The organism is Planomonospora sp. ID82291, from assembly GCF_015711645.1.
GTDB lineage: Bacteria > Actinomycetota > Actinomycetes > Streptosporangiales > Streptosporangiaceae > Planomonospora.
Genome location: NZ_JABTEX010000002.1, coordinates 652,237 through 666,589, shown reverse-complemented (window position 1 = coordinate 666,589; position 14,353 = coordinate 652,237). Strand labels below are relative to the sequence as shown.

Sequence of the window (14,353 nt, the reverse complement as noted above, 5' to 3'; positions counted from 1 at the left end):
AAGATCTTTCCTGGCATGCCGCCCACCGAGTGGGTTGAACGCCGACAGGCGGGCAGGGTTAGGGAATATCGACCAACGGGAGTTGATCCATGAACGCGGACCTGGACCTGAACCGGCTGGCAGGCGGAGCCCACCACGACCCGCACTCGATCCTCGGCGCGCATCCGGGGCCGGGCGGTGTCACGATCAGGGCGCTGCGGCCGTTGGCGGAGAAGGTCCAGGTGCTCGTCGACGGCGACGTCCACGACATGGAGCACCTCGACTCCGGCGTGTTCGAGGTGACGGTCCCGGGGCTGGACAAGGTCCCCGACTACCGGCTCCGGGTGTCCTACGCGGGGGCCGAGCCGTACGAGACGGCCGACCCCTACCGGTTCTGGCCCACGCTGGGCGAGGTGGACCTGCACCTGATCGGCGAGGGACGCCACGAGCGGCTCTGGGAGGTGCTCGGCGCGCGGCCCATGCGGCACCAGGACGTGGACGGCACGGCCTTCTCCGTCTGGGCGCCGAACGCGCGCGGGATCCGGGTGATCGGCGACTTCAACCACTGGGACGGCGTCGGCCACCCGATGCGCTCCCTGGGCGGTTCGGGGGTGTGGGAGCTGTTCGTCCCCGGGGTCGGCGAGGGCGCGCGCTACAAGTTCGCGGTCCTGGGCGCCGACAGCGTCTGGCGGGAGAAGGCCGACCCGATGGCCCGCCGTACCGAGGTTCCGCCCGCGACCGCGTCGGTGGTCGAGCGCTCGGAGTACGGCTGGCAGGACGGGGCGTGGATGGACGCGCGCCCGCGGCGGCGGGCGCTGGAGGAGCCGATGAGCGTCTACGAGGTGCACCTGGCCTCGTGGCGGCCCGGCCTGTCCTACCTGCGGCTCGCCGACGAGCTGGTCGAGTACGTCCGGGACATGGGGTTCACGCACGTGGAGCTCCTGCCGGTGGCCGAGCACCCGTTCGGCGGCTCCTGGGGCTACCAGGTGACCTCCTACTACGCGCCGACCTCCCGGTTCGGCTCGCCCGACGAGTTCCGGCACCTGGTGGACCGGCTGCACCAGGCCGGGATCGGCGTGATCCTCGACTGGGTGCCGGCGCACTTCCCCAAGGACGCCTGGGCGCTGGCCCGCTTCGACGGCACGCCCCTGTACGAGCACTCCGACCCGGCGCGCGGCGAGCACCCCGAGTGGGGCACGCTCATCTTCGACTTCGGGCGCCGGGAGGTGCGCAACTTCCTGGTCGCCAACGCGCTGTACTGGCTGAAGGAGTTCCACATCGACGGCCTGCGGGTGGACGCGGTCGCCTCGATGCTCTACCTCGACTACTCGCGGCGCGAGGGCGAGTGGACCCCCAACCAGTACGGCGGGCGCGAGAACCTGGACGCGGTGGAGTTCCTCAAGGAGATGAACGCGGTCTGCTACCGCGAGGCCCCGGGGATCGTCACGATCGCCGAGGAGTCGACCGCCTGGCCGGGCGTCTCCCGCCCCGCCTACCTGGGCGGACTGGGCTTCGGGTTCAAGTGGAACATGGGCTGGATGCACGACACGCTCGCCTATCTGAAGCACGAACCGGTCTTCCGGCAGTACCACCACCACCAGATGACGTTCTCCCTGATGTACGCCTACTCGGAGAACTTCGTGCTGCCGCTCTCGCACGACGAGGTGGTGCACGGCAAGGGCTCGCTGCTGGGCAAGATGCCCGGCGACGAGTGGCAGCGCTTCGCCAACCTGCGCGCGCTGCTGGCGTTCATGTGGGCCCACCCCGGCAAGCAGCTGCTGTTCATGGGCGGCGAGTTCGGCCAGGGCTCGGAGTGGTCGGAGGAGCGCGGGCTCGACTGGTGGGTGCTCGACTTCGACGGGCACAAGGGCGTCCAGCGGCTGGTGCGCGACCTCAACCGGGCCTACCGGGAGACCCCGGCCATGTGGCGGCTGGACACCTCGCCCGACGGGTTCCGCTGGATCGACGCCGACGACGCGCCGGGCAACGTGTTCTCCTTCCTCCGGCAGGCCCCCGACGGCTCGGCCGTGGCCTGCGTGGCCAACTTCTCCGGCGGGCCGCACGAGGACTACCACCTCGGCCTGCCGTACGGCGGCGCCTGGACGGAGGTCGTCAACACCGACGCCTACGACTACGCGGGCAGCGGCATCGGCAACCTCGGCGCGGTGGAGGCCGTCGCCGAGCCCCGGCACGGCCTGCCGTACTCCGCCCGCCTGCGCGTCCCGCCGCTCGGCGCCCTCTGGCTCCGGCGCGAGGCCCCGCAGGAGACCGGCGAGCCGGCCGGGGAGGACGTCGAGGTGGCTCCCAGCGGGGAGATCGCCTGACCTGATCCGCGCGGAGACTCCGTCCGCCTCCGCCGGAACCGGCGGAGGCGCCGACTCTCGCCGATGTCGCCGATGTCGCCGATGTCGCCGAGAGCGACGTGTTCCGTCACGTCGGCGGCGGCACCGGGACGGTGTAGAGGGCTCTCTCCTCGTCCAGCCATGCGCGGTCGACGAACCGGCCGCTCATGCGTGCGGTGAGGAGGAGATAGATCTCCAGGCAGACCAGGTTGTGGTACTCGGGTTCGGTGGTTCCGGATCCGGAGTGCACGGCCTCCGGCATCACGGGCGGGTCGATCTCCCGGAGGTAGGGCTCGACCATGGAGCCGGGCTCGACGACGACCTCGCCGTACCAGCGCTGGGTCAGCCAGGCGGTCATGACGCCGTCACCGTAGAGGAGGTCGTAAACGTAGTCGTCCATGGTGCGGATCTGGAGGAACCGCAGGCCCGCTTCCGTCAGGCCGGTGGTCATCGGGGGCGGGCCGCTGATGGTGAGGGCGTGGGTCCAGCCGTCGGCGTGCGGGCCGGTCCAGATGCGTTCGGTGAAGGCCATCGGCCGATAATGGGCCATGGCGGTGGTCAGGTCGCAGTCCTGGAGGGAGGCGAGGTCCGCGCCGAGCAGGGCGGCCACGGCCTCGGCGTCGCCCGACTCGACCCAGGTGCCGGTGAATCCGCGGCCCAGTCCCGCGCCGCGCAGGAGCTCCCACTGGTCAGCCACAGGGCCACGCTCCCTCCGGGATGCGGCAGAGCAGCCCTGGCGTGGTGAACCAGGTGTCGTCGATGAACCTGCCGGTCATGTATCCCATCGCGGCGAGGTAGAAGTTCATCTCCTGGGCGATGCCGGAGGATCCGACGAGACCCGCGCCCTCCTGTCTGGGGCGGTCCCAATGATCCTCGGGGATGTCCTCCCACTCGCCCCCGTTGAAATAGATCGGTTCGTCGATTTCGCCCGCAAAGTAGAGCAGATGGTAGGCCCGGCAGCCCGGCTGCGGGAGCGATTCGAGGGCCCGCCACGGGAACAACCCGGACACAGTGAACATCTTGACCCAGCCGGGGCCCTGCTCGGCCACCCACATGACCTGGGCGTCCCCTTTCGGATAGGAGCGGTACCATCGCTGCGCCTGGTTCAGGTCGCACGCGACCGTCTCCTCCTCCGCTCGCAGCGCGGTGACCACCGCGCGGTAGTCGGGCGCCTCGACCCACGCGCACTCGAACCTGTCTTCCAGGCCCCGTTCCTCGAAATACGACCATTGATCGAATTTGTTGCGACTTGTCACGATGCTCCGATTCAGGGGGCGGATGACCTGGGTGGCCGCCGGACAGAGCCGACGGCCGCCGACCGCACCGGGCGGAGCCGAACTCGCGCAGCCACAGTCGAGGCGTGATCACTTCCATCACCGAAGATGATCTCGCACTCGTCCGGCGGGACACCACTCGATTCGATGATCACGTCGGCACTCATCGTTTCCTGAATGACCGCGGGGACGGCCGGGTCGCGATGGGCCGGCGCCCGCCGTACGGCAGCACGACGGCACCCGCCTGCTCGGCGCCGTCGTGCTGCCGCACGGCGGACATGACAGAGCGTCTGGAGGCTCACCCCCTGCCGGGAGATCTTCAACGCTCGTTGATGTTGTCGGAATGGCTCGATCAGGCGCGCCGATCAAGCCATTCCGACAACATCAACGAGATTCGCGCCCTCCGCCGGAGGTGGGGACAGGGCGTGCGGTTCGACATCCGTCACACCTTAAATCTGGCTTATGTCCGGCTTATGGGGCCATCGGGACGTTGACCGCCGCGGGAACATGGTCTTACGCTCCAAAATCAATAGGAAACTTTCCTATGAATACGGGGGCCGTACACTCTCTGACCTGGAGCGATCTTTGCGAAGAATCACCATCGGCTCTCTGGTTGCGGCAACAGCACTGCTGATCCCCACGGGGATCGCGACCATGGGCACGGCGAGCGCCGCCGCCTCGGCCACCGCCACCTACGTGACCACCTCCGACTGGGGCAACGGCTTCGAGGGCAAGATCACCGTCAAGGCGGGCGGCACCGCCCTCAACGACTGGAAGGTCGAGTTCGACCTCCCCTCCGGCACCTCGATCTCCTCCGCCTGGGACGCGGAGATGAGCAGGAGCGGCAGCCGCTACGCCTTCACCGGCAAGTCGTGGAACAAGTCCCTGGCGGCGGGGACCACGATGAGCTTCGGCTTCATCGGCGCGCCCGGCGGGGTGAAGAGCCTCACGAACTGCAAGCTCAACGGCGCCTCCTGCAGCGGCGGCGGCACCACCGAGCCCACCCCGACCGCCACCCCGACGGTCAAGCCGACCGTCACCCCCACGGCCACGCCCACCGCGACCCCCACCGCGACCCCCACGGTCACCCCGACGGTCAAGCCGACCGTCACCCCCACGGTCACCCCGACCGTCGACCCCGGCCCGTCCGGCAAGAAGATCGTCGGCTACTTCACCAACTGGGGCGTCTACGGGCGCAACTACCACGTGAAGAACCTGGTCACCAGCGGCTCGGCGGCGAAGCTGACCCACATCCTGTACGCCTTCGGCAACACCACCGGCGGAAAGTGCACGATCGGCGACTCCTACGCCGACTACGACAAGGCCTACACCGCCGACCAGAGCGTCGACGGCGTCGCCGACACCTGGGACACCGGGGCGCTGCGCGGCAACTTCGGCCAGCTCCGCAAGCTGAAGAAGGCCTACCCGCACATCAAGGTGATCTGGTCCTTCGGCGGCTGGACCTGGTCCGGCGGCTTCACCCAGGCCGCGGCCAACCCGGCCGCGTTCGCCGAGTCCTGCCACGACCTGGTCGAGGACCCGCGCTGGGCCGACGTGTTCGACGGCATCGACGTCGACTGGGAGTACCCCAACGCCTGCGGCCTGTCCTGTGACACCAGCGGGCCGGACGCCTTCAAGAAGGTGGTCCGGGCCCTGCGCGCCGAGTTCGGCTCCAAGGCCCTGATCACCGCGGCGACCACCGCCGACGGCTCCGGCGGCGGCAAGATCGACGCCGCCGACTACGCCGGCGCCATCGGGGACCTCGACTGGCTCATGCCGATGACCTACGACTACTTCGGCGCGTTCGCACCCAAGGGCCCGACGGCCCCGCACTCGCCGCTGACCTCCTACACCGGCATCCCGCAGGCCGGGTTCGACTCCGACTCCGCGATCAAGAAGTTCAAGGCCAAGGGCGTCCCGGCGAGCAAGCTCCTGCTGGGCATCGGCTTCTACGGCCGCGGCTGGAGCGGCGTGACCCAGGCGGCTCCGGGCGGCACCGCCACCGGCGCGGCGCAGGGCACCTACGAGGCCGGCATCGAGGACTACAAGGTCCTCAAGAGCAAGTGCCCGGCCACCGGCACCGTGGGCGGCACCGCCTACGGCTTCTGCAACGGCGAGTGGTGGAGCTACGACACCCCGAGCACCGTCAAGGGCAAGATGACCTACGCCAAGGACCAGGGCCTGGGCGGCGCCTTCTTCTGGGAGACCAGCGGCGACACGGCCAACGGCGAGCTCATCACCGCGATCGCCAACGGACTGAAGTAATATTTCGGGCACTCGGCCCTCCGCGTGCGCAACGCCGCGGGGGGTCGAGCCGCGTCCGGCCCCGGAGATCCCGTCCGGGATCCACGACCGGGGGCCGGGCGGACTTCCGGGGCGCGCGGCGGGGACGCGTGCCAGAGGTCCGCGTCAGGGGCGGGCCTGCGGTCAGGTGCCCGCGACCAGGGGTCCACGGTCAGAGGTCCACGGTCAGAGATCCCGAAGAACCGCTGCGAAGATCCACGAATCCGGGACGAGGGTATTCACCGGGCGCGAACCGCTGCCTAGACTCCGAATCGCCCGCTTCATCCCCCGGAGGACGTGTGCGACTTCGAGCTGCCGTGGCCCTGGCGATCGTGCTCACCATCACCCCTGCCCTGCCCGCGGTCGCCGAGGACCCCGCCGCACCGGCCCCGGCGGCCACCGGGAGCCCCGCCGTACCGGCTCCGGCGACCGATGGGACGCCGACCGACGATGAGGCGCCGGACGCCCCCGCCGACGCTCCTCCAGCCCAGGACGGGACGCCGGCCCAGGACGGAGCCCCGGCGCCGGAGGCGCCGAAGCTGGAGGACGGCCTCGCCGCCGACGAGGACGGGACCCGCGTCATCGTCGAGGTGACCGCCCCCGCCGAGGCCGCCCCGGTGGCGGGCGCGGCCGAGGCCCTGCCGGAGTCGGAGGTCGTGCTCCGGCCGCCGGACACCTCGTTCATCGTGGTCGAGGCGACCGGTGAGTCCCTGGCCGCGCTGGCGGCCGATCCCCGGGTGGTCTCGGTACGGCGGGACCGCACCTACTCCCCCGTCTCCCTGGCCTCGGGGCTGCAGGTGATCGGGGCCGACAAGGCGCACGCGGCCGGGACGACCGGCCAGGGCCAGACCATCGCGATCGTCGACACCGGCGTCGACGCCGACCACCCCGCCCTGGGCGGCAGGGTCGTCCGGCAGGCGTGCTTCTCCGCCACGGACGGCGGCGCGCGGTCCCTGTGCCCCAACGGGCAGGCCGAGGACGCCTCCGCCGACGCCGAGACGGCCGCGTGCGTGCACGAGGGCGCCAACCTGTGCGACCACGGCACCCACGTCGCGGGCATCGCCCACGCGGTCGCCCCCGCCGCCGATCTCGTCGCCGTCCAGGTCTTCAGCCGGATCTCCGACTGCTGGGAGGGCGAGACGGCCTGCCTGACCGCCTACGAGTCCTCGCTCCTGCTCGCCCTCGACCACGTCGCCGCGCTGAAGGACACCGTCCCCGGCCTCGTCGCGGTCAACCTCAGTCTGGGCGGCGGGATGTTCGACGGCGCGTGCGACGCCGTACCGGGGCTGCAGGCCATGCGGGACCGGGTGGAGACCCTGCGGGCCAAGGGCGTGGCGGTCGTCGCCGCGGCCGGGAACGAGGGCTCCGCCGGAGCCGGCGCCCCCGGGTGCTTCTCCGGCGCGGTGACCGTGGGCGCGACCGCCGACGACGACCGCGTCCCCCACTGGTCCAACCACGGTCCCGGGCTCGACCTGTTCGCCCCCGGCGTCGGGGTCGACTCCGCGGTCCCCGGCGGCGGCACCCAGGTCTACAGCGGGACCTCCATGGCGGCTCCGCACGTGGCCGGCGCGTTCGCGCTGCTGGCGCAGCAGGACGCCGACGACGCCCCCGACGCGCTCCTGGGCAGGCTGCGGGCCGCGGGCCGCCCGGTCTCCTACGGCGGCGCGAGCACGCCCCGGATCGACCTGGCCGTCGCGCTCAACGGCGGGACGCCCGCACCCGGGATCACCCCTCCGGGTCCGGAGGAGGGCACCGTGCCGGACGACCCGTCCGACGGTCCGGCCGACGACCCTGCCGACGACCCGCGCCCCGACCCGAGCGCGGGCCCACGGCCGGCTCCCGGCCCGCAGGACCCCTCGCCCGCCGACCCGGCACCGGTCCCGCTGCCCACGGTCACCGTCACCGTGACCGTCACCGCCACCCCGGCCCCCGCGCCCGCCGCACCCGCCGCGCGGGCGGTCTGCACCCGGGGCACGGCGAAGCAGGCCCTGACCGCCGCGCGGTGGGCCGCCGAGCTCACCCGCGGCCGGGGGGACCTGCCGGACGGGACGCTCGCCTGCTACCTGCGCCTGGTCGGCAAGGCCAGCACGGTCTTCTCCGAGGCCGTCCGCGCCTCCACGCTGAGCGCCGCCCACCGGGTGCTCACACCCGCCAAGCGGACGAAGCGGGCCGTACTGGACCGTGAACTGCTGGCCGCCTGGCTGAACTGGGCGCACGGCGCGGCCGACCTCGGCGCCAAGACCGGCGGGCCGGGCGCTACGGACACGGTCAGGGGCGTGCTCGCGACGGCCGAGAAGCGCCGCCTGGCGGGGACGTCCCCCGGCGGATCCGCCTCCGCCCTGCGAAAGCAGGTGAACGCACGCCGGGCCGCATGAGCCGCGAAAGCGTCGCTTAGGGTGAGGTCATGGACGCGACGAAGGCGATCATCGACACCGTCGACAGGATCCGGCAGCGGCGGACCGCTCCGCTGGTCCTCGAACTCGACCTCAGCGAGGGCCTCATCGACCGGCCCCCGGCCGACCCGCTGAGCGCGGTCCTGTCCATGCGCAGGACGCGCCTGTCCGACGTGCTGTCCGGGCTCAAACGGGCCAGGACGGACGACCGGGTCAAGGGCCTGGTCGTCAAGATCGGCACACACCACCTGGGGCTGGCCGTGGTGCAGGAGCTGCGCCAGGCGGTGCTCCGGTTCCGGGCGGCGGGCAAGCGGGCGGTGGTGTTCGCCGAGTCGTTCGGCGAGTTCGGCGCGGGCACCGTCCCCTACTACCTGGCCAGCGCCTTCGACCGGGTCTACCTGCAGCCCTCGGGCGACGTCGGGCTGACCGGCATCGCGCTGGAGCAGCGCTTCGTGCGCGGCGCGCTGGAGAAGCTCGGCGTCGAGTACCAGCTCGGCCAGCGCCACGAGTACAAGACGGCCGCCGACATGTTCACCCGGGAGGGCATGACCGAGCCGCACCGCGAGTCGGTGGCCCGGATCGCCGCGTCGGTCACCGAGCAGGTCGTCGCGGGCATCGCCGAGGGCCGCCGGCTCGACCCGGCCAAGGTGCGCGAGCTCGTCGACGCCGGGCCGTTCATCGGCGCCGAGGCGGTGGAGGCCGGGCTGGTGGACGGCCTGGCCTACCGCGACGAGGTCTACGACGAGGTCCGGCGGGAGGCGGGCCCGGACGCCCTGCTGCTGTACGTCTCCCGCTACCACAAGGGCGCGCTCGCCAGGAAGCTGCCGCACCCGGGCGAGCAGGTCGTGGCGCTGGTGCAGGGCAGCGGGCCGATCAAGCTCGGCCGGAGCGGGCGCGGCCCCGTGGGCGGCGGCGCGATGGGCTCCGACACCGTCTGCGCCGCCCTGCGCGCGGCCCGCCGCGACGAGCACGTGCGGGCGGTCGTGTTCCGGGTGGACAGTCCCGGCGGTTCCTACGTCGCCTCCGACGCCGTCTGGCGCGAGGTCGTGCTCACCCGTCAGGCGGGCAAGCCCGTCATCGTCTCGATGGGGGACGTGGCGGCCTCCGGCGGCTACTTCGTCGCCATGGCCGCCGACGTGATCATGGCCCAGCCCGGCACGCTCACCGGCTCCATCGGCGTGTTCGGCGGCAAGCCCGTCATCGGCGAGCTGCTGGGCAGGATCGGCGTGACCTCCGAGACCGTGCGCGAGGGCGCCAACGCGGCGATGTTCTCGCCCACGCACGGCTTCTCCGACGCCCAGTGGGACCGGGTCAACGCCTGGCTGGACCGGATCTACGACGACTTCGTGGGCAAGGTGGCCGAGGGCCGCGGCCTGACCCGCGAGCGCGCCCACGAGCTGGCCCGGGGACGGGTCTGGACCGGCGCCGACGCTCACGCGAGCGGCCTGGTGGACGAGCTCGGCGGGCTGGAGGACGCCCTGGCCCTGGCCAGGAAGAAGGCCGGGCTCGCGGCCGACGCCCCGGTGCGCCCCTACCCGCGGCTGAACCCGCTGGAGCGCCTGCGCCCGGCGGAGTCCAGCGAGGACAGGGCCGCCGCGCTCGCCCGGGTCCGGCTGGAGGCCTGGGGCCCGCTGGCCTCCCTCGCCTCCGAGCTCGGCCTGCCGTCGTACGGCCCGCTCACGCTCCCGGGCTCCTGGACGATCCGCTAGGAGCCCGTTCCCGGCCCGGATCGTCTCCGGCGACGCCCCGCCGTACGCCCCGCCCCGGCGCGAGCCGTACGGCGGGGCGTCGCCGTGCCCGCCACCGGATCCCGCGACGTCCGTGCCGCCCGTGGAATCCGCCGGAGCGCCTTCGGTTCCGGCCGCCCGCCCGGGCGGCGGCTCCACCCGGGCGGGCGGACCTCAGCCCAGGGCGCGGTAGCGGCCGCGGAGCCGTACGAGCGGGGCGGCGGCCGCGTCGACGTAGTCGACGCCCAGGACCCGGGCGAGGTGGAGGGTGTGGTCTCCGGCGGGGACGACCTGGGTCGTCTCGGCCTCCAGGGCGGTCACGCCCTTCTCCACGACGAGCGCCTCGCTCAGCGGGCCCCGGTGGTGCGGGGTGCCCGCGAGCAGGAGCCGGGCACCGGGGCGGCCGGCGGCGGCGAACCGGCTGGCGACGGCCTTCTGCTCCGCCGAGAGCACGCTGACGGCCCAGCGGTCGCAGCGGAGCAGCAGCTCGTTGAGGTAACCGCCGCCGGCCAGGCTGACCATGACCAGCGGCGGGTCGAGCGAGATCGAGGTGAAGGTGGTCACGGTCGCGCCCACGTCGTCGCGCCCGTCCCGGACGGTCACCACGGACACCGCCCCGGCGACCTGCGCCATCGCCTCGGTGAACGCGCTCACCCGCACCCCCTCACCCCGACCACCCTACGGTCAGACCAGGCCGTTCTGCGTCAGCCAGTCCTTGGCCACGACGGCGGCGTCGTCCTTGTCGACCGCGACGCGCTTCATCAGCGCGACCAGGCCGGCGGTGTCGAGCTTGGCGGAGACCGCGTTCAGCGCGGTCCGCACCGTGTCGTCCACGCCCGCCTTGTGCACCAGCGGCGTGACGTTCTCGGCGGCGAAGGCGCTCTTGCTGTCCTTGAGCGAGACGAGGTCGTTGAGGACGATCTTGGGATCGGTGGTGAAGACGTTGCCGACCTGGACGGTGCCGTCCTTGATCGCGTCGGCGGTGGCGGCGCCGGTCTTCTTCCACTCCTTGAACTCCAGGCCGTAGACGTCCTTGAAGTTCTGCTCCTGGCGCGACTGGAACTCCGGCGGACCGCCCACCGCGTAGCCCTTGGCGACCTTGGCCAGGTCCTCGATCGTGGTCAGGCCCTCCTTCTCGGCGGTGGCCCGGGTGACGGTCAGCGAGTTGTTGTCCTCGGCCGCGGCGGGCTCCAGGATCTCCAGCTCCGCGGGGAGCTTCTCCTTGAGCGCGGCGACGACGTCGTCCTTGGTCCTGGCGGTGCTGGACTTGTCGACGTAGGCCAGCAGCGAGCCGGCGTACTCCGGCAGGATCGTCAGGCCGCCGCCCTTGACCTGGTCGTAGAGGACCTCGCGGCTGCCGATGTTGAGCTTCTTCTCGACCTGCACGCCCTTGGCCTCCAGGGCTTGGGCGTAGATCTCGGCCAGCAGGACGTTCTCCGGGAAGTTGGCCGAACCGACGACGACCTTCCCTCCCGAGGCGGGAGCGGTCGCGGACCCGGAGTCCGCCGGAGAGGGCGACGCGCTGGTGAGCGGGTCGCCGCCCCCGCACGCGCTGAGCGTGAACGCCGCGGACAGGACGACGACCGCGGTACGGAGCAGGCGCTTCATCGCGATTCCCTTCTGAAACGGGAGGAAAATAGGAGATTATCGGATGTCCTGCCGGCGGCTCACCCCCGGCGACACCACAACACGCGACAGGAGCGCGAACATCCCCTGGACGGCCAGCGCGAGCCCCGCCACGAGGACGGCCCCGCCGACGGCGCGCGGGTAGTCCTGGGTCGCCAGGCCGTCGATGACGTAGCGGCCCAGACCGCCCAGACCCACGTAGGCGGCGACCGTCGCGGTCGCCACCACCTGGATGGCGGCCGTGCGCAGACCGAGCAGGATCAGCGGGAGCGCCACCGGCACCAGCACCCCGGACAGCACCTGGCGGCCGCGCAGGCCCATGCCGTAGGCGGCGTCGCGCAGCTCGGGGTCCACCCCCCGCACGCCCTCGTAGGCGTTGACCAGGATGGGCGGCACGGCCAGCGCCACCAGCGGGATCAGCACCGGGACGATCGTGCCGACCCCCATCAGGAGCACGATCAGCACGAGCAGGCCCAGCGTCGGCAGGGCCCGCGCCGCGTTGGCGCTCAGCACCACCAGCAGCGCGCCCCGGCCGGTGTGCCCGATCCACAGGCCCAGCGGCACCGCGACGGCCGTGGCCAGCAGCAGCGAGAGCCCGGCGAACTCCAGGTGCTCGGCCAGCCGGACCGGGATGCCGTCCGCGCCGGCCCAGTTGGCCGGGTCACCGAGGAACTCGATCAGCCAGTTCACGCCCGCCCCCTCTCCAGGGATCCGGCCCACGGCGTCAGCAGGCGCTGCGCGCCGACCAGCAGCAGGTCGGCGGCCCCGGCCAGGAGCACGATCAGCGCGATGCCCGCGATGATCGGGGTGGGGAACTGCCGCTGCCAGCCGTCGATGAACAGGTAGCCGAGCCCGCCCCTGCCGACCAGCGCGCCCACGCTGACCAGGCTGACGCTGGAGACCGTCGCCACCCGCAGCCCGGCGAGCACGACCGGCACCGCGATCGGCAACTCCACCGCGAGCAGCCGCCGCAGCGGGGTGAAGCCCATGGCCACCGCGGACTGGCGGACGTGGTCGGGCACCGCGCCCAGCCCGTCCACCACGGCCGGGACCAGCACCGCCATCGCGTAGAAGGTGAGCGGGACCATGACGGTCAGCCGGGTCGCCAGACCGGTGACCGGGATGAGCACGATGAAGACCGCCAGCGAGGGCAGCGAGTAGACCACGTTCATCACGCCCACCGTGGGCTGGTAGAGCCGGCGCCAGCGCACGCCCGCCAGCCCGAGGGGGAGCGCCAGGAGCAGCCCGGCGACCACCGGGACCAGCGCCATGACGGCGTTGTCCACCAGCAGTTCCCAGAGCAGGGGCAGGTTGCGCCCGATCCAGTCCCAGCGGATCAGCGGCTCCTCACCCACGGGCGCCCCCCGAAACCCCGCCGGCGGTTCCGTCGGAAGGGCCGGCCGCCACCGCGCCGGCGGTTCCGTCGGAACCCGCACCGGCGGAGCCGACTGCGGGACCGACTGCGGGACCGCCGTCGTCCCCGGTCGCCGGGTCGCCCGCCGCGGCCCGCGCCAGCGCCGCGTCCAGCGCCTCGCGGGTCACCACTCCCTCGACCCGGCCGGAGGCGTCCACCGCGATCGCGTGGCCCGAGGGGGACAGCAGCGCCGCGTCCAGTACCGAGCGCAGCGGGTCCCGGCCCCGGACGAACGTCCCGTACGGCTCCGGCCGCGCGCCGGAGTCCGGCGGGCTCTCCCGGGCGATCCAGCCCAGCGGCCTGCCGCCGTCGTCCACCGCCACCAGCCAGGGCTCGGCCGCGGCACGCGCCGAGACCGCGGCGGCCGAGGCCGGGACGGTCAGGTCGGTGCGGAGCGGCAGGTCTCCGCTCGGGACGAACGAGAGCCGGCGGATGCCCCGGTCGCGGCCGAGGAACGCGCGGACGAAGTCGTCGGCGGGCTCGGCCAGCAACCGCGCCGGCGCGTCGAGCTGGGCCAGCCGGCCGCCGACGCGGAGCACGGCCACCCGGTCGCCGAGTTTGATCGCCTCGTCGATGTCGTGGGTGACGAACACGATCGTCTTGCGCAGCTCGGCCTGCAGGCGCAGCAGCTCCTCCTGCAGGCTCGCGCGTACCACCGGGTCCACCGCGCTGAACGGCTCGTCCATCAGCAGCACCGGCGGGTCCGCCGCCAGCGCCCGGGCCACCCCGACGCGCTGCTGCTGGCCGCCGGAGAGCTGGAAGGGGTAGCGGTCGGCCAGCGAGGCGTCGAGTCCGACCCGCTCCAGCAGCTCCATGGCCCGCGCCCGGGCCCGGCGCCGGTCCCAGCCGAGCAGGCGGGGTACCGTGGCCACGTTGTCGGCCACCTTCCGGTGCGGGAAGAGCCCGGCCTGCTGGATGACGTAGCCGATGCCGCGCCGCAGGGTCGGCGGGTCGATGGTCGTCACGTCCACGCCGTCGAGCAGGATCCGCCCGCCGGTCGGGTCGACCATCCTGTTGATCATGCGGAGCGACGTGGTCTTCCCGCAGCCGGACGGGCCGACGAACACGGTGATCCGCCCCGTGGGGATCTCCAGGTCGAGACCGTCGACCGCGACGGTCCCGCCGGCGTACCGCTTGGTGACGCCGTCAAATGTGATCATGTCCAACCCCTGGTCTCCGGCCGGGGTACGGCCCCCCTGCCGCAACCGCCCCCATGATCCCTCGCGCAACAGCCTATGGTGTCCGCTTCCGATCTGTCCCGCTACCTCCCGCTCTTTCCGCCGCCCCGCAGGTCTTCGACATCAAATAGGCACCC

General features: G+C 72.6%; 12 protein-coding genes. 5 read left to right on the top strand and 7 right to left on the bottom strand.

Annotated elements, in window-relative coordinates; translation table 11 throughout:
* The first annotated feature begins 89 nt into the window (after positions 1–89).
* A complete protein-coding gene (gene glgB / locus HS045_RS14005; protein WP_196451796.1) occupies positions 90–2,303 on the top strand; it encodes a 1,4-alpha-glucan branching protein GlgB in 2,214 nt (737 codons plus the stop codon).
* A gap of 106 nt (positions 2,304–2,409) precedes the next feature.
* Here the strand turns inward: glgB and HS045_RS14000 are convergent, their stop codons facing one another.
* Entirely contained in the window at positions 2,410–3,018 is a 609-nt protein-coding gene (locus HS045_RS14000) for a hypothetical protein (protein WP_196451795.1), read from the bottom strand.
* A complete protein-coding gene (locus HS045_RS13995) occupies positions 3,011–3,577 on the bottom strand; it encodes a hypothetical protein (protein ID WP_196451794.1) in 567 nt (188 codons plus the stop codon). Before HS045_RS13995 ends, HS045_RS14000 begins: the two co-directional genes overlap by 8 nt.
* 104 nt (positions 3,578–3,681) lie before the next feature.
* Between HS045_RS13995 and HS045_RS13990 the strand changes: the two genes are divergently transcribed.
* The 4 genes from HS045_RS13990 to sppA all read left to right on the top strand — a co-directional run bounded on the left by HS045_RS13990 (position 3,682) and on the right by sppA (position 9,980).
* On the top strand, positions 3,682–4,089 hold the full coding sequence (locus HS045_RS13990) for a hypothetical protein (RefSeq protein ID WP_196451793.1): 408 nt from the start codon (positions 3,682–3,684) through the stop codon (positions 4,087–4,089).
* 91 nt (positions 4,090–4,180) lie between these two features.
* The gene (locus HS045_RS13985; RefSeq protein WP_230884030.1) at positions 4,181–5,860 is read left to right on the top strand and encodes a glycosyl hydrolase family 18 protein; all 1,680 of its coding nucleotides are present in this window, start codon (positions 4,181–4,183) and stop codon (positions 5,858–5,860) included.
* Positions 5,861–6,177: 317 nt separating this feature from the next.
* Complete coding sequence (locus HS045_RS13980) at positions 6,178–8,253, top strand: S8 family serine peptidase (RefSeq protein ID WP_196451792.1); 2,076 nt, start codon at positions 6,178–6,180, stop codon at positions 8,251–8,253.
* A 29-nt stretch (positions 8,254–8,282) separates the two neighbouring features.
* Positions 8,283–9,980, top strand: coding sequence for a signal peptide peptidase SppA (gene sppA, locus HS045_RS13975; protein WP_196451791.1), 1,698 nt, complete (start codon positions 8,283–8,285; stop codon positions 9,978–9,980).
* Between the two features lie 192 nt (positions 9,981–10,172).
* Here sppA and HS045_RS13970 read toward each other — a convergent pair whose 3' ends face one another.
* From HS045_RS13970 to HS045_RS13950, 5 genes are read right to left on the bottom strand one after another with little or no spacing between them, the layout of a single operon-like run.
* The gene (locus tag HS045_RS13970; RefSeq protein ID WP_307827516.1) at positions 10,173–10,652 is read right to left on the bottom strand and encodes a flavin reductase family protein; all 480 of its coding nucleotides are present in this window, start codon (positions 10,650–10,652) and stop codon (positions 10,173–10,175) included.
* 30 nt (positions 10,653–10,682) lie between these two features.
* On the bottom strand, positions 10,683–11,606 hold the full coding sequence (locus HS045_RS13965; RefSeq protein ID WP_196451790.1) for an ABC transporter substrate-binding protein: 924 nt from the start codon (positions 11,604–11,606) through the stop codon (positions 10,683–10,685).
* A gap of 36 nt (positions 11,607–11,642) precedes the next feature.
* The gene (locus tag HS045_RS13960) at positions 11,643–12,314 is read right to left on the bottom strand and encodes an ABC transporter permease (RefSeq protein WP_196451789.1); all 672 of its coding nucleotides are present in this window, start codon (positions 12,312–12,314) and stop codon (positions 11,643–11,645) included.
* Positions 12,311–12,979, bottom strand: a complete 669-nt coding sequence (locus tag HS045_RS13955) for an ABC transporter permease (protein ID WP_196451787.1) — start codon at positions 12,977–12,979, stop codon at positions 12,311–12,313. The genes HS045_RS13960 and HS045_RS13955 overlap by 4 nt, the downstream gene beginning before the upstream one ends.
* Positions 12,972–14,198, bottom strand: a complete 1,227-nt coding sequence (locus tag HS045_RS13950; protein ID WP_196451785.1) for an ABC transporter ATP-binding protein — start codon at positions 14,196–14,198, stop codon at positions 12,972–12,974. The genes HS045_RS13955 and HS045_RS13950 overlap by 8 nt, the downstream gene beginning before the upstream one ends.
* Positions 14,199–14,353: the final 155 nt, after the last annotated feature.

What these genes read in the sequence shown, in the direction of transcription:
- HS045_RS13965 (WP_196451790.1), bottom strand. Translation starts at nt 11,606, where the DNA reads ATGAAGCGCCTGCTCCGTACCGCGGTCGTCGTCCTGTCCGCGGCGTTC.
- glgB (WP_196451796.1), top strand. Translation starts at nt 90, where the DNA reads ATGAACGCGGACCTGGACCTGAACCGGCTGGCAGGCGGAGCCCACCAC.
- HS045_RS13950 (WP_196451785.1), bottom strand. Translation starts at nt 14,198, where the DNA reads ATGATCACATTTGACGGCGTCACCAAGCGGTACGCCGGCGGGACCGTC.
- sppA (WP_196451791.1), top strand. Translation starts at nt 8,283, where the DNA reads ATGGACGCGACGAAGGCGATCATCGACACCGTCGACAGGATCCGGCAG.